Consider the following 24,386-nt stretch of genomic DNA (forward strand, 5'->3'; position numbering starts at 1 on the left):
GCTTTTCCTCCTCAATCTTCTTCCAGCCAGTTGTAGTAGATACTCACATCGCGGGCTGGTGCTTGCTGCTCTGAACGTACCGCAGCTGCAGTGGGGCGCTGGTTCTCATGAAATGATTTACTCTGCTTTCGGGCCTGATCTACGGATCGGATACCTTTGCGCTTCCATTCACGCAGAATACGATCTATATAGCGGAAATTCAATTTACTCATAAGTACTGCTTCCCGTAAAGCAGCTTTAATGAGAGATGGCGGCTGCATATCTTCATCCAGCCATAACGTGACAGTTTCTATTTCAAAAGGCGATAACGGACGGCCAAACTCCTGCTCAAAGAGAATAAATATAGCTGCCTCTTCTTCTTTGTCTGTTTTCTTCTCAGGTTCTGGATAGACGGTTTCTGCAAAGGCAAGATGCCATAATCCGTTCAGACTATAAGCTTGGCTACGCATATTTTCTTCCTGCACGTCTTCAATCTGAAGCAAATTACGCTGAACGAGCTTGCGTAATATCAGGGCTACATCTCTTTCAGAAAGCGTCATTTTTTTAGCTAGTTCATCAGTAGTCGGAAACATAATGCCTTGCTGCTGGAAAAAGCATATATGCAAAATGACCATCATTTCCGTTTCATTCAAACCGAGAGATACATATCTATTCATTAGGATACCGGGAAAGGAAAATGGATTTCCCAGCATTCGTTGGTAATTCAAGTCGTTATTCATCTGGGTTCTCCTTCCATTAATAGGACAATCCCTCGTCATTCGACAAGGGATCGTTAGGTAATCTATTTATTATGGGTATAGGCGATTCAAAAGACGCGGGAATGGAATTGTCTCGCGAACGTGCTCGACGCCGGATAGCCATGCGACTGTCCGTTCCAGACCAAGTCCAAAACCTGAATGCGGCACACTGCCATATTTACGCAATTCCAAGTACCAGTTGTATGCATCGCTAGTCAGATTATGTTCTTCATAGCGTTTTTCCATCAATTCGAGATCATCGATACGTTGAGATCCGCCAATGATTTCACCATAGCCTTCTGGTGCAATCAAGTCCGCGCAAAGCACAACATCTTCCCGATTCGGATCTGGCTTCATGTAGAATGCTTTGATTGCAGCTGGGTAATGGGTGATAAATACTGGTTTGTCAAAGCTTTCAGCAATCGCAGTCTCATGCGGTGCTCCGAAATCTTCGCCCCACTCAATATCATCGAATCCTTTTTCCTTCAGCAATTCGATTGCTTTGTCATACGTGATGCGTGGGAATGGCGCAGTTACTTTTGCCAATTTATCTGTATCGCGTCCAAGGATTTCAAGGTCCAGTTTGCAGTTCTTTAGCACAGAAGCAACAAGGTGGCTGATGTAGTTCTCCTGGATTTCCAAGCTTTCAGCGTGCTCCACGAAAGCCATTTCTGGCTCGATCATCCAAAATTCGATCAAATGACGTCTTGTTTTGGATTTTTCTGCGCGGAATGTTGGACCGAAGGAGAATACTTTGTTAAATGCCATTGCAGCTGCTTCCATGTAAAGCTGTCCGCTTTGGGATAGATATGCTTCTTCGTCAAAGTATTTCGTATGGAACAATTCCGTTGTACCTTCTGCAGAGGAACCTGTCAGAATTGGCGGATCAATTTTCGTGTAGCCATTTTCATGGAAGTATTCATACGTCGCACGGATGATTTCATTGCGGATTTTCATAACCGCATGCTGTTTTTGAGAACGAAGCCATAGATGGCGGTTATCCATCAGGAATTCAGTTCCATGCTCTTTCGGTGTGATTGGGTAATCTGTGGCCGCATGAATTACCTCCACATTGCTTACTTGAATTTCATATCCGAAGGAAGAACGGCTGTCCTCCACTACTTTACCTGTAACATAAAGAGATGTTTCCTGTGTCATGTTCTTGGCTGTCTGGAAAACTTCCTCGGGTACATCGCTTTTCACGACGACACCTTGAACAAATCCTGTTCCATCACGCAGCTGTAAAAATGCGATTTTCCCGCTGGAACGTTTATTGCGGAGCCACGCTCCGATTGTTACTTCTTCTCCTACATGCTCACTTAGCTTTGCAATCGTTGTCTTCAAAAAGAACCCTCCATTGTCTGTCCTACATATGTAGTTGTGTTATTGATATTGGTTGGATAGAGCAAAGCTTTCCAGCTGCTCTGTACCATCTAGTGTGTAATAGCTGTAGCCAAGTCGATCCTGTTCGTCGCGAAATGTGACTTCCCATGCTGGTGCATCATCATACAATCCTAGCCGGACATCATCCATTTCACAGTCTGCGCCACATGCTGACTGCCAGCTGCTCTCGACTTGCTGCTCATCAGCTGTGTCGGTCGTATAGATGATCTGTTCTGAATCCTTCTCGCTCTTTTTAACAAAAGCGATAGCATCTTCTCCATCGGCTTGCTTGCCTTTGACGACATGATAGATATGTTCGCCATTGAAGCGTGTCACTTCATCTATGGTTTCTATATCCGTGTTCTCAAGTGCAAAATCCTCTGAAGCTTCAAAGCCCTCTGTGCGTGCATTTTGAGCAGTGCTATAAACGTATATACCGCAGCCGAGGACAATGATCAAAACAGCTAAAGCGCTAAACAGTGTGATCTTTGCCCACTTAGGTACGGTAAATCGTGAATATCGCCGTATCATGATTTTCCTCATCCAATGCTAATCCGAACATCAAGTCCTTTTCCTTCAGTGTACGGTTCAGTGAATCGACCAGCTTGTACAGGTCGCTGCTGTATTGTACACGTACAGTGGACATGGTTTCCATCTTATTATTTTCCATCTTCGTTACCTCCGAGCAATTCATTTACATGATTTGTTACTCATAGAGATGGCTTTCTGCAGCAAACTAATGTATGTTGAGAAGCAATCCAATTCTTATTATACCAGTTGTCCTGGTGTAATTCTAAGACGAGTTCAAAGTTTTTTCAACAAAAATCTTCCTTCTCCCCAGCAGTTGTGCGTCCTTGTGGCGCACTTTTTTTATAGCCAATCCTCTGAGAGTTCTAAAAGTTCAGCTGTACTTTTATAATGTGTCGGTACATCCGGTATGGAAGCAGTGAAGTAGCTGCCATATCTAGTTTTCATCATTCTGTCATCACAAACGAACACAATTCCTCTATCGTTTGAAGACCTGATCAGCCTGCCGAAACCTTGCTTGAAGCGAATGACTGCATTAGGTAATGCAAGCTCCATAAAGGCATTCTTCCCTTCTGCCTTCAATTTGGCAGCTTTTGCTTCATAAATTGGGTGATCTGGAGGCTGGAATGGCAGTCTGACAATGACTAGACAGCTTAAGTCTTCTCCAGGAATATCGACGCCTTCCCAGAATGAACTGGTTCCGAATAGGATGGCCTTCTTATTGCTCTGAAAATTCTTTTTCAGCCGATCGCGGCTGCCGCTCGTAATACCTTGGGCAATCAAGGTATAATCCTGATCCTCTGTCAGTTCCTTCACAAGTCCAAAAGCTTTTTTCAGCATGTCATAGGAAGTGAACAAAACGAGCATTCGTCCATCCGTTATAGCGGCGAGACTGAGTATCGCTTCACAAACAGCATAGATGAAAGGATAATTATCTTTTCCTCGGACATCTGGAAAATCATTTGGAACGAGCAGCTGCACTTGCTCCTGATATGAATAAGGAGAATCGAAACGTCTTGTGACGGTATGTTCATCCAAGCCGAGTTGTTCCTGAATGAAAGCAAACGATTGCTTCATTGTTAGAGTTGCACTCGTGAGAACAACACTCTTCTTTTCCGAAAAGAAATGTTCAAGCAGCAAATCAGCAATATCTAATGGTTCACTGTATAAATAAACTGCATTTCGTGCGCCGTACATATCGACTTCTATCCATTTCACTTCTCCATCGTCATATAGGAGGAACATCCGTTCAATCGCATCGATAATCGTCTGTAGCTGATCCGCAGCATTTCGTATGGAGTCAGCAATCTTTTTCTCACCTTGCTTATCGGCTGATTTTATCAGCTGGAGCAAATGGTGGATACAGTCTCGCACAACGAATAATAATCTGTTACTCATTTCAGCAATCACTAGGACCTGTTTCGTCTCTCGAACATCCTCAAGCCGCAGCTGTAATCTGCCGATATCATTGGTGCCGAGCTTCTTTTTATGCTGGGATAAAACAAAATCATGGATATAACGGAACATTTCATCTGCTTCTTCTTTGGTTTGGTCCCATAAACTTTGCCAAATCAGCATCTCCGCTTGTGTAATTGGAAGCTCATCTGTTGCTTTCTCGTACACTTTATTCGCATGAGACAGCATATGGTGGATTGAGACATAATCAAGTGCCAATCCGAAATGCTTCGCTGCTGTCGCTTCAAAATGATGTGCTTCATCGATAATAACTCGCTGATATGATGGCAGGAGCTGGTACTCTTCCTGCATATCACTACAAAGCAGCGCATGATTCGTCACGATAATATCTGCCTGCCAAGCTGCTTTCTTTGCCCGCTGATAAAACGAGCGTGAAAACCATGGTGAAAATGGGTCTTGTGTATCCTCTGCATCTGCAGACATATGCAGGAAAAACCGCTTTCCGCTGGAAGGCAGATTCACTTCATCAATATCCCCAGTTTCGGTCATTGTCAGCCAAACAAGTAAAATGGCCTTTGTTAGTACGATATCATAATTGTCATTTGCTGTTTGCTGCAGCTCTGATTCAAACCGGCTTAGACTTAGATAATGCTGCTTTCCCTTCAGCAGTGCTACCTTGAAGGAAAACGGCAGGATCCGCTGCAAAAGCGGAATTTCCTTGTCCATCAATTGTGCCTGAAGCTGTGTCAGATGCGTACTGATAACGATGCGATTCTTTTCTTTTACTGCTGTGTAAACTGCTGGCAAAAGATACGCAAGTGATTTTCCAGTACCTGTTTCAGCCTCTAGAAGTGCGTGTCTATTTGATTGGAAAACATCAAAGATCTGTTCACTCATCTCCAGCTGACTTTTTCTCGGCTCGTAGCCTTTCATTCCCTCTGAAAGCCAGCCCTCTTTTTGATACAGCTGATCGGCCATCTCACCGAAAGATTGGGTAATAGCAGAAACGGTATCATCTTCTTCATGGACTTTTCGAAAAGCCAGTCCTCGATAAACCTCAAGCCCATCATCCTGTATATCCTCGAATGCAAGTTCCTCCAAACGATACTCAAGCAAGCTGCGCAAATCACTTTTCAATGATTTTTCAAGTGTTAATAGATGAGAAATTGTCTCATATGGCAGCTTGCCTAGCTCCTCTAAAAGAGACAACAGGAGTTCTGCTGTTACGAGCGTATCGGACAGTGCCCGGTGGGGTTGATCATGCTCAAAAGAAAGATGCTCACTAAGAACACTCAATTTATAGCTCGGTGCCGTTGGCAGCAGAATACGGGCCAACTCGACCGTATCAAGTACTGGACGCTGAATTGGAGAAAGTCCTGCCTCCTCCAAGGCGCTGTTCAGAAACCGCAAATCAAAATTCGCATTATGAGCGACCACATAGCTATCTTTGAAAAAAGCAGAAACCTCTTCTGCTACATCTTCGAATTGCGGAGCACCAGCCACATCTTCATCAGTAATACCTGTCAGCTGGGAAATGAAAGGTGGAATCGGCATACCGGGATCCAGCATCGTCTGAAATTGATCTGTGATCACACGTCCTTGGATGACGACAATCCCGACCTCTATAATTTTATCGCCATTCGACGGCGCGTGCCCTGTTGTTTCAAGATCCACCACTACAAATTTTTCCATACTCCACCCTCCATACTGCTTAGAAAAGAAAGACTCTTATCACAGATAAGAGTCTTATCGTACGATTCTTTTATGCCGTTACATCATCACAGTAAGCGGCGGTTCTTCCTCGATGATTTGCTGAACTGTATTATCTTCGTTCATCAGGGCGATCTTTGGCTTAAAGTCAGCCAGTTCTTCTTCAGATAGCATGGCATAGGAAACAATAATTACTACATCATCTTTTTGTACAAGACGTGCAGCAGCACCGTTCAGGCAGATGACTCCGCTATGCCGCTCACCGGGGATTACATATGTTTCGAGACGAGCTCCATTATTATTGTTCACAATCTGCACTTTTTCATGAGGAAGTATGCCCACTTGTTCCAGAATGTGCGTATCGATTGTAATACTGCCAACATAGTTCAAATTCGCTTCGGTGACACGAGCGCGATGTATCTTCGCTTTCATCATTGTGCGAAACATCTTATTTCCCCCTATATTAAAAACGGTCCATGATGGATCCGTCGGCTTCCAATACTAGATTGTCGATCAATCTCGCCTTGTCAAAATAGACAGCTGCTGCAATGATAATACGCGCTTCTATTTCCCTAACTGGCTTCAAAGCTGGATAAGACAAAATTTCAACGTAGTCTATTCTACCACTTGTTTGTCTGTTTATAAATTCTTTTACAGCAGATGCTACTTTTTCAGGATCCTTTGCTCCATCTTGGATGCTTTGTTTAGCTTGCTGCAGTGCTTGATAAATTGCTGGTGCAACTTGTCTCTCCTGCTCTGATAAGTAGACATTACGGCTGCTTTTCGCTAATCCGTCTTCCTCGCGAACTGTCGGTACCGGAACCACTTCAAGCGGGAAATTAAGGTCATGCACTAAAGCTTGTACAACTGCTACTTGCTGAGCATCCTTCAGCCCGAAATATGCCCTGTCCGGCTGAATCAAATGGAAAAGCTTTGATAAAACAGTAACAACGCCATCGAAATGACCTGGTCTTGATTTGCCGCAAAGCACATCTACCCGGTCAGCAACATGTAGTTTGATTGTACTATTGCCTGGATACATTGCAGCTGCTTCTGGCATGAAGACGATATCGACGCCTTCTTGTTCTGCAATACTCTGATCACGGACTGCATCTCGTGGATAAGTCTCAAAATCCTCGCCCGCGCCGAATTGCAGCGGATTGACGAAGATACTAAGCACTGTAATATCATTCTCGGCTTTAGAACGCTTCATCAAGGATTGATGCCCTTCATGTAAAAAGCCCATCGTTGCCACATAGCCAACTGACTTCTGCTCATTTGCAAGCTGTATTCTTTCTTGCTGCAATGCTTCTAATGTCGAAATGATCTTCATGTTCATTCTCCTAGTTTAGGTAATGCTGTTTCGTCCATCGTGAAACTCTGATCGTCATTCGGAAAGATACTGTTTTTTACATTTTCACGATAAGTGGAGAAGACATTTGTAATGGTTTCGTTGAGGTCTGCATAACTGACTGCGAATTTTGGCAGACGATCAACACCGTACCGGCTTATATCATGGAAAACAAGAACTTGGCCGTCAACATCGACACCTGCGCCGATTCCAATAACCGGGATAGAAATATCTTTAGCAATGAGCGCTGCTAACTGCTTTGGAACACATTCCAGTACTACAGCAATTGCTCCGGCTGCTTCGACTTTGCGTGCATCCTCCAGCAGCTGTTTTGCCGTCTGTTCGCTTTTACCTTGTACCTTATAACCGCCAAGCATATGGACTGACTGCGGCGTCAGACCAAGATGACCGACAACTGGGATACCGCCTGTTGCTAATGCCTTAATACTGTCCAGAATGACCTGATCTGCTCCTTCCAGCTTTAATGCCTGCGCTCCTGTTTCCTGGAAGATGCGTTTAGCTTGGGGTACAGTTGCCTCCACCGATACGTGGTACGTCATAAACGGCATATCCACTACGACAAACGTCTCGTTTCCTCCGCGAGTCACGGCTTTTCCATGATGAATCATATCCTCCACTGTTACAGGTATGGTGCTATCATAACCGAGTACGACCATACCAAGTGAATCGCCGACAAGCAGCATATCGATACCAGCTTGCTGGGCCAATTTTGCAGTAGGATAATCATAGGCGGTGACCATTGTGATTTTCTCACTGTTTTCTTTCATCTTTTGAAAATCGAGCCTTGTTTTCATTATGTTACTCCTCCTTCCATTCTAATTCAGCAGAATATAAGCGCTGTGTACTGCCATCATCATTCTCAAGTATAAGTTCGCCGTCTTCCCCGATACCTCTGAAAACTGCTTCAAAGACAGTTGTTGGAGTAGCTGCTTTTACACGGTGTCCCAGACGTAACGCATACTGCATCCATTCGTCCCGGATATCTTGGAAACCTCTTTTTATATATAGCGAATAGACATCCTCGAACTCTTTCCAAATCAAATGAATAAGCTCCTGCCGCTTCCATTCCTTGTTTGTCTCGATACGCAATGACGTTGCTTTATTACGGATATCAGGGTCTATCTCCGACACTGTCTGATTGATATTGATTCCTATACCCAGTACGATATGCTGAATATAATCCTGTTCCGCCTGCATCTCTGTCAGGATTCCGGCGAGCTTCTTGCCGCCTAGATAAATATCATTCGGCCATTTAATACTTGCATCAATGTCGTTCTGACGGAAAACACGTGTAATTGCAACTGCTGCAGCCAGTGTCAGCTGCGCTGCTTCCCGAGGTCCGAATTCAGGCCGGATGATCAAACTCATCCATATTCCGGTTCCAGCTGGTGAATGCCAGCTGCGTCCTTTAGTTCCCTTACCGCTTGTCTGCTGATCAGCAATAACAACAGTACCATGAACTGCACCTTGATCTGCCAAAGATTTGGCCAAAAGTTGCGTAGATTCAAGCTCTTCTTCAAAGATAATCTTGCGTCCGATCCATTCGGTATCCAGCTGCCAGTTCAAAGTATTTTTACTGAGTTTGTCTGGAGATCGTCTTACTTGGTATCCTTTACGCGGAACAGCATCTATCTCATACCCATCTGCTTCCAACGCTTTCATATGCTTCCAGACTGCGGCTCTTGAGATACCAAGCTGTTCTGACAGATTCTGGCCGGATATAAATGACGTCTTATGATCCTGAAGGATTCTGATGAGACGATTACGTGTTGTATCCATAAATGACCCACTCCTTCAGCTGTTCTTTATCGTTCGGAATCCTGTTTTCTACAACAGCCTTTTCAACAGAAAGCAAAAGATCACGAATCCAGCTCCCCTTTTTTCTATCGGGAAACCAGCTGATCAGATCTCCTCCGGAAATGGCCAGTTCCGAACTGTTTCGGATCGGGAGCATATATCTAATGGATGATACGTTATCTTGTACATCATTATTTTTATAGATTTTCTCAAGTCGGCAATAACCCTCATCAAGACGTATTGGCAGCTGATAAACTGACCAAGTATCCAAATTACTTTGAAGTATGCGCACTAAATGTTGAGCATCTTGTTTGATAGCATTGGACAGCTTCCATTCCTTAACCCAATCAAGAACTGGTCTTGTGCTAAGCAACGAACAAAGGGCAACCAATTCTGCCAAAGTGCCTAGTGGCTCGATTTTTTTGGCTAGCTCACGCATCAGCTCAGGATGATCTTTAAAAATAGGCATTGCTTCCCATAATCCCGTATCATGCAAAAGCTGAACAGCTGTTTTCACATTTTTACCAGAGCATAATTTCTCCATTTCAATGCTTACGCGTTCAATTGCAATACGTGATAACCAAAGACGCTGATCCTCCATCACTTTTCGTGCATCATGATCCAATTTGTACCCTAGCTGCGATACAAACCGGACACCGCGCATCATACGCAGCGGATCTTCTTGAAAACGGTCAAAAGCCTTGCCTACAGTAACCAGCTCTTTCTTTTCGATAGCGCTCCTGCCATCGAAAGGATCTACCAACTCCCCGGTTCTGGCCATCGCAATTGCATTAACCGTGTAATCACGACGAGCCAGATCAGCTGCAACATCAGTAACAAAGTTTACGCTATCAGGATGCCGGTAATCAGAATACGCTCCTTCTGTCCGGAAAGTCGTAATTTCAAAGCTTTCCTTCTCGAAACGTACAAGAACAGTTCCATGCTCGATACCAATCGGAATGACCTTATCGAAGACCTTCATTACCTGGTCCGGGGTTGCTGACGTTGCAATATCCAAATCACCGACAGCTTTCCCTATGAGGTAATCCCTTACCGCTCCTCCGACCAGATATGCTTCATAACCATACATCTCGAGCTCCTGTATGACCCGGAATGCTTTTTCAAATATCTTCATTGCAAAACCTCTTCATAAATTGCTTCATATTGAGCGACAATTTGATCAGAATGGAAGTTTTCCGCTGCATAACGGATGGATGCTTCTGAAAATCGTTGCCACAGCTTTTCATCTGTCAGCAAATCCAATGCAAATGCTCCCATTTGCTCCACATCACCTAGCTGCGATATAAACCCATTCTTCCCGTGCTGTATTACTTCTGGTATGCCACCGACATCTGTTCCAATACACGGCACTCCGCAGGCCATAGCTTCTAAGAGAACCAAACCAAAGCTCTCTTTTTCAGAAGGAAGCAGCATGATGTCTGCCATATTTAAAAGCGCAGCAACATTATTCTGCTTACCTAGAAATAAGACTTTATCTTCGAGACCGCGCTGCTGCACATCTCGCAGAATATCCGAATACTCAGGACCGTCTCCGATCAGCATCAGCTTGGCGGGCATTTTCTCCTGTACATACGAAAAAACCTGTACAACATCCTGTACACGTTTCACTTTACGGAAATTGCTTATATGTACGAGTACTTTTTCTTCTTCTTTGATACCGAACTGCTCTCTTATGTCACGTACATCAGCCGGTCGGTATACTTCTTCATCCACAAAGTTGTAAACAACATCGATTGGACTTGCAACATCAAGCATTTCCCTTGTCTGCTGCACAAGACTTTGTGAAACGGCAGTGACGACATCACTTTCCTCGATTGCATGAACGATCATTTTGCGCAGCCCATTATCAATTCCAAGCACTGTAATATCCGTACCGTGTAATGTTGTAACGATTTTCACATCACGCTTTGCAATAGCTTTAGCTAATATCGCACATATAGCGTGTGGAACAGCATAGTGAACATGCAGGATATCCAGCTGCTCTTCGTCGATCACCTCAGCCATTTTATTAGCCAGCACTAAATCGTATGGCGGGTATTGAAAGACAGGATAATGGCTCATTTCGACCTCGTGGAAAAAAACATTCGGAAGCAGCATATCCAGCCGGAAAGGGACACTGGATGTAATGAAATGAATGTCATGTCCCTTTTTAGCCAGTTTTTTACCGAGTTCTGTCGCAATGACGCCGGAGCCGCCAAGCGTTGGATAACAAGTGATTCCGATTTTTAGCTTTTTCATAGCTCCGGCTCACGATCACGAATGATCTTGCGCCAATCGAAATCGCCTCTATCTAATCCACGTATGAAAATCTCTGCTGCAGCCAGATTGGTAGCGAGCGGTATGCGATGCACATCGCAAAGACGCATAAGGGCACTTACATCAGGTTCATGCGGCTGGGCAGTAAGAGGATCCCGGAAGAAGATAATCAAGTCCATTTGATTTGTTGCAATTTTGGCGCCGATCTGCTGATCTCCCCCAAGCGGACCAGACAGGAACAATTCCACAGGCAAGTTTGTAGCTTCCATGATACGTGTACCGGTTGTTCCTGTCGCATACAAGGTATGTTTCTTCAGCATCTCTTTATATGCGACCGTAAAGCGGACCATCTCAGGTTTTTTCTTATCGTGGGCAATTAAAGCAATATGCATGTCTATCGCCTCATTCCAATATATTTTCTAATCCGTATGCAAGTACATCCATCTTCATGACACGATCTACAGCGAGCTCTACACCTGACATAAAGGATGCTCGGTTAAAACTATCGTGCTTAACTGTGAATTGCTCTCCTGGTGCACCGAAAATAACTTCTTGGTGGGCAACAAGACCTGGAAGCCGGACACTATGGATTCGCATGCCGTCTACATCAGCACCGCGTGCTCCTGGCATCGTCTCTTTCTCATCCGGATGTCCTTGTTTAGCCGGTTCACGCACTTCCTGAATCAGCTGTGCTGTTTTTACAGCCGTACCGCTTGGTGCGTCTAGTTTCTGATCATGGTGCTTTTCGATGATTTCTACTGTTGGGAAATATTTTGCTGCTTGTTTGGCAAATTGCATCATCAGCACGGCGCCAATTGCAAAGTTCGGTGCAATAATTGCTCCTATGCCCTTTTCTTCACTTAGCTTTTCTAGCTCTTCTACTTGTTCTTCTGTAAAGCCAGAGGTACCGACTACTGGACGCACACCGTGTTCGATAGCAAGTCTCATGTGTTTGTAGCCTGTTTCAGGAATGGTCAAGTCGATAAGCACATCCGCTTCCACTTCATCTAAGCACGCCGCAGCATCCTCGTAGATGACCGCGTCGCTTGCAGGCAAACCGTCGATATCACTGATACGCTTGCCTCCATTTTTCCTGTCAATTGCTGCAACTAGCTCAAAATGAGCTGTCCGATCGATAAGCTGCAATGCTTCGGATCCCATTCGTCCTCTTGGTCCTGCTACAATAATTCTGATCGTATCTTTAGTCATTATGTAAATCCTCCTGTGTCTTCTTCGTCCATCTGTCTTTATCCCTTGTTTCGAATTTTGTCATCGATTTCTCGAATGCTTCCGACAAATCGATATTCAGGGAATTAGCAAAGCATGTCATCACGAAAATAATATCTCCGAGTTCATCTTCTATTGTATTGGCATCTTCACTAGCTTTTTTCGGCTTTTCGCCATATGTATGGTTCACTTCCCTTGCAAGCTCCCCTACTTCTTCTGTCATTCGGGCAAGCATGCTGAGCGGTGAGAAATAACCTTCTTTAAATTGGGAAATATAAGCGTCGACACGTGCTTGTATTTCTTTTGTCGTATATGTAGTATTCATGCGCGCTCTTCCTTTCGCTATATCATTACCATGTTAGCTTAAAAATACGGTCTTTGACAAATGTTTTTACCTATTGGACAAATTTGTAGCAAAAGGCATAGTTGTCTATAATATAGAAGGAATTGTCATCTTAGGAGGTAGATTATGTTCGGAATACGTTTAAAGAACATCCTTTTTATCCTGTTAGGCGCCGCCATCTTTTCTTTCGGTATCGTTCATTTCAATATAGCCAATAAACTAGGTGAAGGCGGATTCACCGGGATAACGCTTATTTTACTATTCGAATTCGATTGGGATCCAGCAATTATGAACTTGGTGCTGAACATTCCGTTATTTCTGGTCGGTTGGAAATTCCTAGGCCGTACAACTTTTATTTATACAATTATTGGGACAGTGGCCGTTTCCTTATTCTTGCGTTTGTTCCAGACATATTCCTTCCATATTAATTTAGGGAATGATTTGCTGATTGCTTCGCTTTTAGCTGGCGTGTTCATCGGTGTCGGTCTTGGTATCATCTTCCGCTTCGGAGGTACTACCGGCGGAGTTGACATCATTGCCCGTCTGGCTAATAAATATGCCGGCTGGACAATGGGACGAACAATGTTTCTCTTTGATGCCGTTGTTATTGTCACATCAGTCCTTACCTATCTTGATCTGATCCGGGGTATGTATACGCTCGTTGCAGTCTTCGTTGGAGCGAGAGTCATCGACTTCATTCAAGAAGGCGCCTATTCGGCAAGAGGTGCGACCATTATTTCCAGTCAGAGTGCAGACATCGCCAATCAGATACTAAAGCAAATGGACCGAGGTGTTACTGTTCTTGATGGCAGAGGCAGCTTTACCGGTGAAAAGCGCGATGTACTATATTGTGTCGTTGCACGAAACGAAATTGTCAGACTGAAAGCAATCATCACCGCAGTAGATCCACATGCCTTCGTCGCCCTTAGCGAGGTACATGATGTAATGGGAGAAGGCTTTACACTCGACGAAAACAAAAAGCCTTATCACACAGACTAGCGTATTGCATGCATTTATACGAATGAATTGGTAAAGTGAAAAGGAATAAACGAAAGAGGTGAGATGATGGAGCTTACTGGTAAGAAAATACTTTCATTTGTGAGTGAAGATTTTGAGGATTTGGAGTTATGGTATCCCATCTTGAGACTTCGTGAGGCTGGAGCGGAAGTTCATTTGGCAGGTGAAGCAGCCAACACAATCTACAAAGGCAAATATGGTGTTCCTGCTACATCAGATGTAACGTTTGATGAAGTCATTCCGACTGATTATGATGCTTTGCTTGTCCCAGGCGGCTGGTCACCGGATAAATTGCGCCGCTATCATAGCGTTTTGGAAATCACACGTCATTTCCACACCCATAAGAAACCGATCGGCCAAATCTGCCATGCAGGCTGGGTGTTGATCTCTGCAGGTATTCTGGAGGGTGTTCATGTCACGAGCACGCCAGGAATTAAAGATGACATGACGAATGCAGGAGCCATCTGGCATGATGAAGCAGTTATTGTGGACGGTCACATTGTCAGCAGCAGACGACCGCCTGATCTGCCCGACTACCTACGAGAACTCATCAAAGTCATTCAAGCACAATAAAAAAGGCATCCCAAGGGATGCCTTTTCTTATTCTTCGTTATTACCCATGAAAAACATGAGGATGAAGCGGACAAGCTCGGCTACTGCTACTAAAGCTGCTGCAACGTAAGTCATTGCTGCCGCGTTCAATACTTTTTTCGTAGAGCGTTCTTCATCGTTACGGATGATGCCCGTAGATACGAGCTGCGTCATCGCGCGGTTCGATGCGTTGAACTCGACCGGCAAGGTAACAATCTGGAACAATACTGCGATACTGAATAACGCAATACCGAAACCTACTAGACTTAAAGCTCCGAAGATCGCACCTGCAATGATAAGCATAAAGGAAAGGTTATTCCCCCACGCAGCTGCTGGTGCAAGAGCAGTACGGAATTTAAGGAATCCGTAACTTTCTGCGTCCTGGATTGCGTGTCCTACCTCGTGGGCAGAGACGGCTGCTGCTGCCATAGAATGACCATGATAGTTGTCTGTAGATAGACGGACAACTTTGTGACGCGGATCATAATGGTCAGACAACATACCGCGTGTTTCTTCGATTTGCACATCATATATACCATTATCATCTAAAATCTTTCTTGCGACCTGTGCACCAGTCATAAGAGATGACGTTTCAACTTTCGAATACTTCTTATACGTGCTTTTCACCTTCGATTGAGCCCATAAAGGGATAATCAGAAGAAGTGCTATATAGATTATATAAGCACCTAGTGACATATACATTCCTCCATAAAAATATTTGGAACTTATTAAGGTCAATTTTAGTCAAAAATTCGAAAAAAATCAACTATTAGGATCGTTGTTCACACTTTTGTCATTTTCAGCTCGATACTTCTTATAGCCAACATACACAAGTGTCCCTACAATGCTTGCACTAATACCAAGTATTCCCCAGAATCGTCCTGTTCCATAACTGTTTTTATCTGGCACAGAAACACTGTACAAATATGCAGGCAGCACCTCAAACCGTTGATCAAACGTTTGACCTATTTTGTCGGAAGATGACGACAGAGCCTCTGTATGCGGCTGCAGCAGCAATTCAGCAAGGTTAGCAAGTACAAAAAAAGAGGCTGTCAGAACAATGACGAGAAGCAGCTTTTTCATAAGCATCCCCTCTTTTTTAGATGTTCCTACAGCCTATGCGATTAAACACTTGCGTATGTCGGTATCCGCCTTATTTGTTTTGGTTTCTTGATGACTTCCGTTGTGTGACAAAATAACCGACTACTATTGATACAATACTCAGCCAAAAAGTGAAATAGCCTATCACTTGTATGTAATCCATCAGATTACCGTAAATCGGCATCATACCGAAAACATAATCGATAATATCATTGTGCAAGACTACAATGGCAGCCACGGCAAGATGCCGCAGTTTTACTCGATAAAGCGGCGCATACAAAATACCTTGTAAAGCCATTGCTAAATGAGAGGCAATTAGCATGTACCCTTGCCAGGAAAGTGTACCATTCACGGCTAAAGTGAGAAGGTTCATCACAACAGCCCATATGCCGTATTTAAATAATGAAACAACTGCCAGCGCTTCGATATAACCATTCTGTTTTCCGATTAAAAATAAACCTAGAAAAATTGTAAAAAAGAGACTAGCCGTCGGGCTGTCCGGAACAAAAGGCAGGAAAATTGCCGGCGTTATTTCAAGCTGCCAGCCATACCACATATACCCGTATATCGTTCCAAAAAGATTGATGATAAACAATAACATGATGCTGTAACGATGGAATAAAAGATGATACATGATGTGCTTATCCTTTCATTTCTATTATGTATTCCGATTTGCTCAAATAAAAGCAGTCACTTTATTTTAGCAGAAACCTTCTTTTCTATTGGAACTTTTAACAAGAAAGATAAAAAATAGATGCGCTTTGACAGCGCACCTTGTTATGTGTTTTCAATTTTATCTTCAGCTTCTTCTTTCAATTGGCGCATCGCCCTACTCAGTAGCTGAAATTTACTTTCATCTCTCTTATCAAGAGCCAAATCAATTGCTTCTTGCAACTTCTTCTTCTTGTATTGATAATGCGAAGCATCCAGAAGCTTCGCTGCCAGCTGCCGGTCCTCTTTTGTCACGTAATGATCTTCCGGTAAGAAAGGATTGTCTTCCAGCACAGCGACATACTCCATGCTTTGATGGGAGTTCTTGAAATTGAGTTGAATATAGACCGGGTCTTTCTTGTTCATGCGAATATCATGGAATGATTTCTCTGCATCTGTTGTAACGATGTTGTCCTTGTAAAAGCGGAACGGTACTTCTTCGGAACAATGGGCGGATATGATGATTCCTCTGGGACTGAACCTTGCTTCACGGATGAAATGCACATTATCAAGAAATGAATCATGATTGATCAAGTAGTTCAAGATCCAGACACTTTCCCTGCGCTTCAATTGGTAATTATCTAAGAACCAGCGAATGAACGTCTTCTTATCCTGCATGGTAACGGAAATATTCATATGTGCCCCCTCCCAGAAAGCGAAATGATTTCAATTCAATGCATTTATTGAGACAAGAGCCGGTTGATATTCTCTTCTACTTCGATATCTGATGGCTCCAGACGAAGATACTCTTTTAGTATTTCGACAGCCTCTTGCATCCTCCCTTCTTCCAATAGGAAATATCCGTATTCTTTTAGAAAATCGCTATCATCTTTGAAGTTAGTATATGCTTCTCCGTATGCCTTTAATGCCTCATCAAAGATTTCAGTTTCATTATAGGCACGTGCAAGCTCCCAACGGTATGCTGCATCTTCTTCATCTGTTTCCAAGATATGTGTCAATAACTCGATGATCGCCTCGTGGTCTTCATCCAGCTTGAAATTCTCAATCAAATAGAGTATCGCTTCTTTATAACCTGGGTCCAGCGCAATCGCATGACGAATCAGGAAATAGCTGCGATCATTTTTACCGAGCTGTCTGGCAAGACGGCCTGCAGTGAAATAAAGTTTCTGATTGTACTCATCCAATGACAATCCTTTTTCAGCTGTTTCGAATGCCTTTTCCATCAATCCCTCTTCTTCGTAGGCCTTAGCAAGATACTCATAGACAGACAAATAGTCCGCTTCCTCTTTGAGCAGCTTCTCCCAAGTACTGATGGCAATATCGTATCTGGATAGCTTGAAGGCAGTGAAGCCAAAGCTGAATAGCTGTTCCACGTCATCTACGTCTGTTTCTTGATAGTAAGTCAATGCTTTCTCAAATTCACCTGTAGCTGCATAAGCTTCCGCGAGGCGAAGTGCGATATCGATATCACCCATGACAGGCTGCTTTTCATAGACTTTTTCATAATAAGTGATTGCTTTTAAATAAGAAGCAGTCGATAAAGCGAGCTCCCCTAACGCCAAATCGATGACCGGCTCGGAAGGATCGAATCGTTTTGCTGCCAACAGTTTTTGCTCTGCTACTTCGAATAACCCTTGTGCTTCATACAAATCAGCAAGCTGCATCTGAGCTGGGACAAAATAGTCCTCATCCTCCACAATCTGATCAAGCTTATCGATTGCTTCCTGATCTTCATTCAAATCAATGAAAAGCTCGGCTAGCATCATTTTAAGCTCCATCTCATCTGGGAACATTTGCTCTAGCTGTAGCAGGACTGCTTTTGCTTCTTCATGCATACCCCACTGCATATACAATTCAGCTATCGTGAACTTTTCTTCCTCATTGGCACCTGGTAAATAAGCCTCCAACGTATCTACTGCTTCTTGCGGTTGATCATTTTCCATATGTGTTATTGCTTTTCTTATTTCTTCCATTTTTCAACACTTCCTTCTATTTACACGCCTCTCGGCTTTTCCATCTGTCTTCAGTGTAACCTAAAGCAATAGCTTTAGAACAGCAAAAAAGTCTGATTCCCGGTTGGGAATCAGACATATTCAATCTTGCAGTGCACGGAGATCCTCAAAAAATGTAGGGTAAGAGATATTGATGCTGTCTGCATCACTTAATATTGTCTCCCCTTTTGCAATTAAACTCGCAATAGCAATCATCATTCCAATCCGGTGATCACCAAAAGAATCAGCAGTTGCACCATTAAGAGATTGATTGCCAGGAATTCTCATCCCATCCGGCGTTGATTCCACTTCTGCACCAAAGCTCCGCAGTGTAGCTGCAATTGCTTCGATGCGATCCGTTTCCTTGTACCGAAGTTCCTCCGCATCTTTGATGATTGTTTCCCCATCAGCTTGCGTTGCCAGTAATGCCAAGATTGGCAGCTCATCGATAAGCCGGGGTATAATGTCCCCGCCAATCTCTGTACCTTTCAAAGGACGATATCGTATCGTAATATCTCCGATTCGCTCTCCAGCCTTAATATCATGCTCTTTTATTTCCATATCGGCACCCATTTGCTTCAACACATCCAAAATACCTGTACGTGTGTCGTTCAAACCGGTATTCGTAAGTACAATTTCACTGCCAGGCACGAGACATGCGGCAACGAGGAAGAAGGCAGCCGAGGAAATATCTCCGGGAACATAGACATCTGTTCCAACAAGCTGCTGACCGCCTTGAACCGTGACAGCCGTTCCTGCTACATCAATAATCGCTCCGAAGCTTTCAAGCATCTGTTCAGTATGATCCCTTGTCTTGACATCTTCTGAAATCCGTGTTTCACCATCCGCTAACAAACCTGCAAGCAGCAAAGCAGATTTCACTTGTGCACTTTTGACTGGTGTATGATATGTAAGAGCTGAGAGCTTTTGTCCATCAATGGCCAAAGGCAAATACTTTCCTTGTTCCCGCCCATTAATTTTTGCACCCATCTGACGCAAAGGAATAACAACACGATCCATCGGCCGTTTAGTAAGTGATGCATCTCCATATGCTGTTATATGAAATGGCAAGGCCGCAAAAACACCGAGCAGAAGTCGAGCAGTTGTTCCAGAATTTCCGAAGTAAATCGGAACGGTCGGTTCTTTGAAGCTGTCTTTTCCCGCGCTATCGATGATAACGGTGTCTCCGTCCTGCTCAATCGCGACGCCGAGCGCCCGGAAAGCATCTATCGTCCGAAGACAATCCTCTCCAGTCAAGAAATGACGGACGGTAGTTTTTCCTTTGGCTAAAGCTCCAAAAATGATGCTTCGGTGGGAAACCGATTTATCGCCCGGAACTGTAATTGATCCATTAAGTCCCTTTGCTATCGGTTTGAGTCGTACATCTGTCACTGCTTTCACCTTCAATCTTCTATCTTCACTTCATAGCCGAACACTTCCAGTACGCCTTTAGCCTTCAGCTGGATTTTTTGCTCTGAAAAGCTGAGGCGAAGAACACCTGTCAGACCCTCACGAAGCTCGAGTATTTGTATATTTACGATACTCAAACCTGCATCGGCGACAATGGTGAGTACTTTTTGCAATGCCCCCGGCCTATCAGTTATATCGACATACAAATCGTAGTAGCCTGGGATTGCACCTTTTTTCCGAGGTTCCAAGCCGTCACGATATTGTTTCGCTTCTTCCAAGTAGGTATGAATCTGCTGTCCTTGATCTTCCGCTAGAAGCTTTCGGAAAGCCTGCATTTCCTCTATCCAATCGTCAAGCAGGATCCCCATCTTCTCTTTGTTCTGAAAGAAAATGTCTTGCCACATACCGGGATTGCTCGAGGCAATCCGGGTAATGTCACGGAATCCACCCGCGGCGAGCTTCGGCAAGAAGCTATGTTTGGCTTCCCATTTCTTGGCCTGCTGCACTAAAGCAGATGCAATCAAATGCGGAAAATGAGAAACAACGCCTGTCATTTCATCATGCTCTTCTGCTGATAATGTGATAAAGGTGCTTTTCGTACCATCAAGCAGGTTTTCGACCCGCTTAATATCACTTTCTTTAGCCCGCTGTACAGGTGTCAGAACATAAATGGCATTCTCGAACAAATGAGCTTTTGAAGCCTCAATTCCGTGTTTGTGGGAACCTGCCATTGGGTGGCCCCCTACGAAAAAGACTTTGTCGGACTGTAGTGACGCAGCCTGCTGGAAAATCGGACCTTTAACCGAAGAAACATCCGTCACGAGTACGTCTTTTTCCAGCTGCATACTATCAAGTTCTTGGAGCAGCTCGACAGACTTGGAAACTGGTGCAGCAAGTATAATTATATCTGCCTTATGTGCAGCTTCTTGGAAAGAAGACGACGCTTCATCGATGATCTCATGCTTTAAGGCATACTCCAGGGTACTTTCCCTTTGATCTACTCCTATAAGATGAACTTGCTTGTGTGTTTGGATATTACGGGCAAGCGAGCCGCCGATCAAACCTAGTCCCGCGATAACGACCGTCTCCATCTTAGCTTTCTTTCACGCTAGTCAGGAATTGATCAAGCAATACACTGAATTCAGTCATGTCTTGCTCATTACCGATTGTAATTCGGACGCTATTCGGAATACCAAGGGCATCTCCGGAACGGATGATGAAGCCTTTGGAAAGCATATGCTGGAAGACAGAATCTCCGCTTACAGGAAGGTCGTATATCAAAACAAAGTTTGTGTGAGACTCATAATATTTGATTTGGTGAGCATCACAGAATGCTAGGAAGCTATGCTTCACTTGGTTATTCTTTGCGATGGAATCATTGATAAACTCCTGGTCGTCAAGTGCTACAATAGCTGCCTTTTGTGCAATAGTCGTATTATTGAACGGACTTCTTACAACGTTGATCTTATGGATAACTTCCGGATGACCGATTCCGTATCCAACTCGCAATGCAGCAAGTCCGTATGCTTTAGAGAAAGTACGGAGCGTAATCAGATTCGGATATTCGCTCAAAGCAGCTAGTGTATCAAAGTAGTCATCTGTTTCCAGAAACTCGACATAAGCCTCATCCGCAACTACTAGAACCTCTTTCGGAACTTGGCGAAGGAAGTTTTCAAAGTCTGCTTTGGCAATATGGTTTCCTGTTGGATTGTTCGGTGTACATAGCCAAACAATCCCCGTTTTCTCATCAATTGCTTCTAGCATTGCTGGAAGGTCGTGGAATCCGTTCTTCGTTTCAATAGCTCGGACCTCTGCTCCTTCGATCAGGGCATGATGCGGGTATTGAGAGAACGAAGGATGTGCCATAATAGTATTCAAGCCGGGTGCAAGGAAAGTACGGCAAAGCATCATAATGATTTCATCAGAGCCTGCTCCGAGAACAAGTTGATCTAAACCTACATTAAAACGCTTCGCCAATTTTTCCTTCAACGCTGTACCATATCCATCCGGATAGATCTCCTGTTCATCAGCGAATGTTGGCAAAGCCTCTTTTACCTTAGCTGAAAAGCCGTATGGATTTTCATTAGATGCGAGTTTTACGATTCGGTCCAATCCAAATTCCTTCCGAACCTCTTCCATCGGTTTTCCTGGTTTGTAAGCTGTCAATTCATTCAAAATCTGTTTTGCTCTCATTGATGCTCCTCCTTTAGGTCGGGACGTAACTTAATTGCTTCCTCATGATAAACGTGATGAATGTCCTGCTGTGCCAAGTCAGTCCGTGCTGTCAGCATCACGCGGATACATTTCGGCAAGCCGCCTTCGATTGAAAGCTCCTGCATACACATAACAGGTACGTATGTCCAATTATCACGAAAAACTCGCAATGCTTTTGCCGGGAATGTTTTTGTCAAATCGGGAGTTGCCGAAATGAGTACTTGGACAACATCCTCCGAGTCTATAGCATTCTTGGAGACCATTTCATCCAGCATAGTAGCAGTTGCTTCAATTATTTGCTTTTCTTCGTTCTCTGTTACAGTTGTGGCTCCTCTGAAACCTCGTATCATGCTCTCCTCATCCTCTCAAGAAACGATGTGACAGCATTATAAAGCGTGTCATGATCGACTTTTTCCGTCACCGGGTCTCCGATTTTCCGAAGCAACACCATATGGACTTCCTTGTTCTCCGATTTCTTATCCATTTGCATTCTTTTAACTAGTCTATCGGCAGAAAGATCCGGTAATTGCAAAGGATAATTGTTTCGTTCCATCCAGCTGCGGAATTCATCTAAACGCAAATCAGCTCCGAATCTTTTCTCACTCAATTCCAAAGCAAACAGCATGCCGATTGCGACTGCTTCACCATGAGTGAATGTGCCATAGCCTGCTTCCGCTTCAATAGCGTGACCGAGTGTATGACCTAAGTTCAGAAACTTGCGTAGGTCATTTTCTTTTTCATCCGCCTCAACGATTTTCGTTTTAACCCGGATTCCAAAAGATAGATCCTGGACCAGCTGTTCCTCATTTTCTTTGTCAAGTTTTTCTCGGTCAAGCAGTTGGCTAAGGAAACCAGCGTTTCCGATATATGCTTCCTTTATCAGCTCAGCATAGCCACTTCGCACTTCCTTTTCCGGAAGTGTAGTAATAGTGTCAACATCGTAGACGACAGCAACAGGAGGATAGAAGCTCCCGATCAGATTTTTACCAGTTTCATGATTGATTGCAACTTTGCCACCAACACTCGAATCATGGGCAAGGATGGTTGTCGGCAGCTGAACAAAATCGATACCTCGCATATATGTACTTGCCACAAATCCAGCCAAGTCACCGATAACGCCTCCACCTAAAGCAAGAACAAGCGCTTTTCGATCAAGCTCTGCCTCGAACATACTATCCAAAATGTCGAAATACACATCCTTGTTCTTCGCTGCTTCTCCCGGCTTGATGATTTTCTTTGTTATCTTTGCATCTGGCAGAAGCGAAGATACATAATCATCCAGATAATGAGGAGCAATGCTCGTATCAGTAACTACAAATACATTTTGATAGGACTTTGGCAGGAACTCAGACAATTTATGTCTGATACCTGCACCTACAGAAACTTTGTAACTAGACTGACTCGCTTTTACTGTAATCTGTTCCATCAGAACACCCGGATTTCTTCTCGGTAATTTTTGATCGCTTCTTGAAGCTTTGGAAACTGATCATGAGGAAATTGTTCCAAGATCGCTTTCGCAATCTCGAATGCGACTACATGCTCCATTACTAGAGCTGCTGCCGGAACGGCACAGCTATCTGAACGTTCGATGCTCGCATTGAACGGCTCCTTCGTTTCTATATCCACACTCTGAAGCGGTTTATAAAGAGTAGGGATCGGTTTCATGACACCTTTGACAACAAGTGGCATACCTGTTGTCATACCGCCTTCCAATCCACCTAGACGGTTCGTTTTGCGGTAATAGCCATTTTCTTTGTCCCATGCAATTTCATCATGTACTTGGCTGCCTGGCAGTCTGGCTGCTTCAAAGCCGATTCCGAATTCAACACCTTTGAATGCATTGATGCTCGCTACAGCTCCCGCAATACGTCCATCAAGCTTCCGGTCATAGTGAACATAAGAGCCAATTCCTGCTGGCAGTCCTTCTACATAGACTTCCACGACACCGCCGATAGAATCTCCGTCTTTCTTTGCTTGATCAATCGCATTTACCATTTGTTCTGCAGCCAGGGGATCAAGGCACCGTACAGACGATGCTTTCGATATACTATCTCTTTCTTCATATGTATAATCTGGAAACTCAACTGCTTTAATGCCGGCAATTTCTTTTGTATAGCCGACAATATTTATATCCAATTCAGCTAGGAGTTTTTTAGCTACAGCACCGGCTGCTACGCGCGCTGCTGTTTCACGAGCCGATGAACGCTCCAATACATTCCGCATATCGCGATGGCCGTATTTTAAGGCTCCATTTAAATCTGCATGCCCGGGTCTCGGACGAGAAACGATACGACGGACAGCTTGAGGATCTTCGACTGGGTCCTCCCCCATTACATCTATCCAGTGCTTGAAATCATCATTATGTATAACAAGTGCGATAGGCGAACCTAGTGTATATCCATGACGGACACCGCCTACAATGTCGACCAAATCTTTTTCAATCTGCATTCGCTTGCCTCGCCCATGGCCTTTTTGTCTTTCAAGCAAGGATTCGTTGATGTCATCGGTAGTCAACGGTAAATAGGAAGGAACACCTTCTACAATTGTTGTAAGCTGTTTACCATGTGATTCACCTGCAGTTAAGTAGCGCATGTATATTC

The 24,386-nt window shown here is 44.0% G+C and carries 27 protein-coding genes; 2 read left to right on the forward strand and 25 right to left on the reverse strand.

The window, feature by feature from the left end:
* Positions 1–11: 11 nt before the first annotated feature.
* The 14 genes from CHH58_RS04260 to CHH58_RS04325 form a co-directional block, all read right to left on the reverse strand.
* Positions 12–719 (reverse strand): DnaD domain-containing protein, encoded by a 708-nt coding sequence (locus CHH58_RS04260; RefSeq protein WP_095227068.1) that lies wholly within the window; start codon positions 717–719, stop codon positions 12–14.
* Positions 720–788: 69 nt separating this feature from the next.
* Positions 789–2,081, reverse strand: a complete 1,293-nt coding sequence (gene asnS / locus CHH58_RS04265; protein WP_095262077.1) for an asparagine--tRNA ligase — start codon at positions 2,079–2,081, stop codon at positions 789–791.
* Positions 2,082–2,120: 39 nt separating this feature from the next.
* The gene (locus CHH58_RS04270) at positions 2,121–2,651 is read right to left on the reverse strand and encodes a DUF5590 domain-containing protein (protein WP_141235079.1); all 531 of its coding nucleotides are present in this window, start codon (positions 2,649–2,651) and stop codon (positions 2,121–2,123) included.
* Positions 2,617–2,790, reverse strand: coding sequence for a YpmA family protein (locus CHH58_RS04275; RefSeq protein WP_095227065.1), 174 nt, complete (start codon positions 2,788–2,790; stop codon positions 2,617–2,619). The genes CHH58_RS04270 and CHH58_RS04275 overlap by 35 nt, the downstream gene beginning before the upstream one ends.
* Positions 2,791–2,990: 200 nt before the next feature.
* On the reverse strand, positions 2,991–5,756 hold the full coding sequence (gene dinG / locus CHH58_RS04280) for an ATP-dependent DNA helicase DinG (protein ID WP_095262078.1): 2,766 nt from the start codon (positions 5,754–5,756) through the stop codon (positions 2,991–2,993).
* 78 nt (positions 5,757–5,834) lie between these two features.
* Positions 5,835–6,221: an aspartate 1-decarboxylase gene (gene panD, locus CHH58_RS04285; protein WP_095227063.1), complete on the reverse strand. Its 387-nt coding sequence runs from the start codon at positions 6,219–6,221 to the stop codon at positions 5,835–5,837.
* 16 nt (positions 6,222–6,237) lie between these two features.
* Complete coding sequence (gene panC, locus CHH58_RS04290; protein ID WP_095232761.1) at positions 6,238–7,107, reverse strand: pantoate--beta-alanine ligase; 870 nt, start codon at positions 7,105–7,107, stop codon at positions 6,238–6,240.
* Positions 7,108–7,109: 2 nt separating this feature from the next.
* The gene (panB, locus tag CHH58_RS04295) at positions 7,110–7,940 is read right to left on the reverse strand and encodes a 3-methyl-2-oxobutanoate hydroxymethyltransferase (RefSeq protein WP_095262079.1); all 831 of its coding nucleotides are present in this window, start codon (positions 7,938–7,940) and stop codon (positions 7,110–7,112) included.
* Between the two features lie 4 nt (positions 7,941–7,944).
* Positions 7,945–8,925, reverse strand: coding sequence for a biotin--[acetyl-CoA-carboxylase] ligase (locus CHH58_RS04300; protein ID WP_095262080.1), 981 nt, complete (start codon positions 8,923–8,925; stop codon positions 7,945–7,947).
* Complete coding sequence (locus tag CHH58_RS04305; protein WP_095262081.1) at positions 8,909–10,078, reverse strand: CCA tRNA nucleotidyltransferase; 1,170 nt, start codon at positions 10,076–10,078, stop codon at positions 8,909–8,911. Before CHH58_RS04305 ends, CHH58_RS04300 begins: the two co-directional genes overlap by 17 nt.
* Positions 10,075–11,202, reverse strand: coding sequence for an N-acetyl-alpha-D-glucosaminyl L-malate synthase BshA (gene bshA, locus CHH58_RS04310; RefSeq protein ID WP_095262082.1), 1,128 nt, complete (start codon positions 11,200–11,202; stop codon positions 10,075–10,077). The genes CHH58_RS04305 and bshA overlap by 4 nt, the downstream gene beginning before the upstream one ends.
* Positions 11,199–11,612, reverse strand: coding sequence for a methylglyoxal synthase (gene mgsA / locus CHH58_RS04315; protein WP_038560866.1), 414 nt, complete (start codon positions 11,610–11,612; stop codon positions 11,199–11,201). Before mgsA ends, bshA begins: the two co-directional genes overlap by 4 nt.
* Positions 11,613–11,622: 10 nt before the next feature.
* Positions 11,623–12,429, reverse strand: a complete 807-nt coding sequence (dapB, locus tag CHH58_RS04320) for a 4-hydroxy-tetrahydrodipicolinate reductase (RefSeq protein WP_095227056.1) — start codon at positions 12,427–12,429, stop codon at positions 11,623–11,625.
* Positions 12,422–12,772 (reverse strand): nucleotide pyrophosphohydrolase, encoded by a 351-nt coding sequence (locus CHH58_RS04325; RefSeq protein ID WP_095227055.1) that lies wholly within the window; start codon positions 12,770–12,772, stop codon positions 12,422–12,424. The genes dapB and CHH58_RS04325 overlap by 8 nt, the downstream gene beginning before the upstream one ends.
* Before the next feature lie 144 nt (positions 12,773–12,916).
* Between CHH58_RS04325 and CHH58_RS04330 the strand changes: the two genes are divergently transcribed.
* Entirely contained in the window at positions 12,917–13,789 is an 873-nt protein-coding gene (locus CHH58_RS04330; RefSeq protein WP_095227054.1) for a YitT family protein, read from the forward strand.
* A gap of 66 nt (positions 13,790–13,855) precedes the next feature.
* Positions 13,856–14,380, forward strand: a complete 525-nt coding sequence (locus CHH58_RS04335) for a type 1 glutamine amidotransferase domain-containing protein (protein ID WP_095227053.1) — start codon at positions 13,856–13,858, stop codon at positions 14,378–14,380.
* 27 nt (positions 14,381–14,407) lie between these two features.
* Here CHH58_RS04335 and CHH58_RS04340 read toward each other — a convergent pair whose 3' ends face one another.
* The 11 genes from CHH58_RS04340 to aroC all read right to left on the reverse strand — a co-directional run bounded on the left by CHH58_RS04340 (position 14,408) and on the right by aroC (position 24,378).
* Complete coding sequence (locus CHH58_RS04340) at positions 14,408–15,094, reverse strand: zinc metallopeptidase (RefSeq protein WP_095227052.1); 687 nt, start codon at positions 15,092–15,094, stop codon at positions 14,408–14,410.
* Positions 15,095–15,160: 66 nt separating this feature from the next.
* Positions 15,161–15,481: a sporulation protein YpjB gene (locus CHH58_RS04345; protein ID WP_095227051.1), complete on the reverse strand. Its 321-nt coding sequence runs from the start codon at positions 15,479–15,481 to the stop codon at positions 15,161–15,163.
* Positions 15,482–15,551: 70 nt separating this feature from the next.
* Entirely contained in the window at positions 15,552–16,133 is a 582-nt protein-coding gene (locus tag CHH58_RS04350) for a DUF1405 domain-containing protein (RefSeq protein WP_373554248.1), read from the reverse strand.
* 143 nt (positions 16,134–16,276) lie between these two features.
* Positions 16,277–16,846, reverse strand: coding sequence for a ReoY family proteolytic degradation factor (locus CHH58_RS04355; protein ID WP_095227049.1), 570 nt, complete (start codon positions 16,844–16,846; stop codon positions 16,277–16,279).
* Between the two features lie 44 nt (positions 16,847–16,890).
* The gene (locus CHH58_RS04360) at positions 16,891–18,144 is read right to left on the reverse strand and encodes a tetratricopeptide repeat protein (RefSeq protein ID WP_095227048.1); all 1,254 of its coding nucleotides are present in this window, start codon (positions 18,142–18,144) and stop codon (positions 16,891–16,893) included.
* Between the two features lie 120 nt (positions 18,145–18,264).
* Entirely contained in the window at positions 18,265–19,554 is a 1,290-nt protein-coding gene (gene aroA, locus CHH58_RS04365; protein WP_095227140.1) for a 3-phosphoshikimate 1-carboxyvinyltransferase, read from the reverse strand.
* Positions 19,555–19,565: 11 nt separating this feature from the next.
* A complete protein-coding gene (locus CHH58_RS04370) occupies positions 19,566–20,663 on the reverse strand; it encodes a prephenate dehydrogenase (protein WP_095227047.1) in 1,098 nt (365 codons plus the stop codon).
* A gap of 1 nt (position 20,664) precedes the next feature.
* The gene (hisC, locus tag CHH58_RS04375; protein WP_095227046.1) at positions 20,665–21,765 is read right to left on the reverse strand and encodes a histidinol-phosphate transaminase; all 1,101 of its coding nucleotides are present in this window, start codon (positions 21,763–21,765) and stop codon (positions 20,665–20,667) included.
* Positions 21,762–22,136, reverse strand: a complete 375-nt coding sequence (gene aroH, locus CHH58_RS04380) for a chorismate mutase (RefSeq protein ID WP_095227045.1) — start codon at positions 22,134–22,136, stop codon at positions 21,762–21,764. The genes hisC and aroH overlap by 4 nt, the downstream gene beginning before the upstream one ends.
* A complete protein-coding gene (gene aroB / locus CHH58_RS04385) occupies positions 22,133–23,212 on the reverse strand; it encodes a 3-dehydroquinate synthase (protein ID WP_095227044.1) in 1,080 nt (359 codons plus the stop codon). Before aroB ends, aroH begins: the two co-directional genes overlap by 4 nt.
* Positions 23,212–24,378: a chorismate synthase gene (aroC, locus tag CHH58_RS04390; protein WP_095227043.1), complete on the reverse strand. Its 1,167-nt coding sequence runs from the start codon at positions 24,376–24,378 to the stop codon at positions 23,212–23,214. Before aroC ends, aroB begins: the two co-directional genes overlap by 1 nt.
* Positions 24,379–24,386 lie beyond the last annotated feature (8 nt).

The organism is Terribacillus saccharophilus, from assembly GCF_002272745.1.
Classification (GTDB): Bacteria; Bacillota; Bacilli; order Bacillales; family Amphibacillaceae; genus Terribacillus; species Terribacillus saccharophilus_B.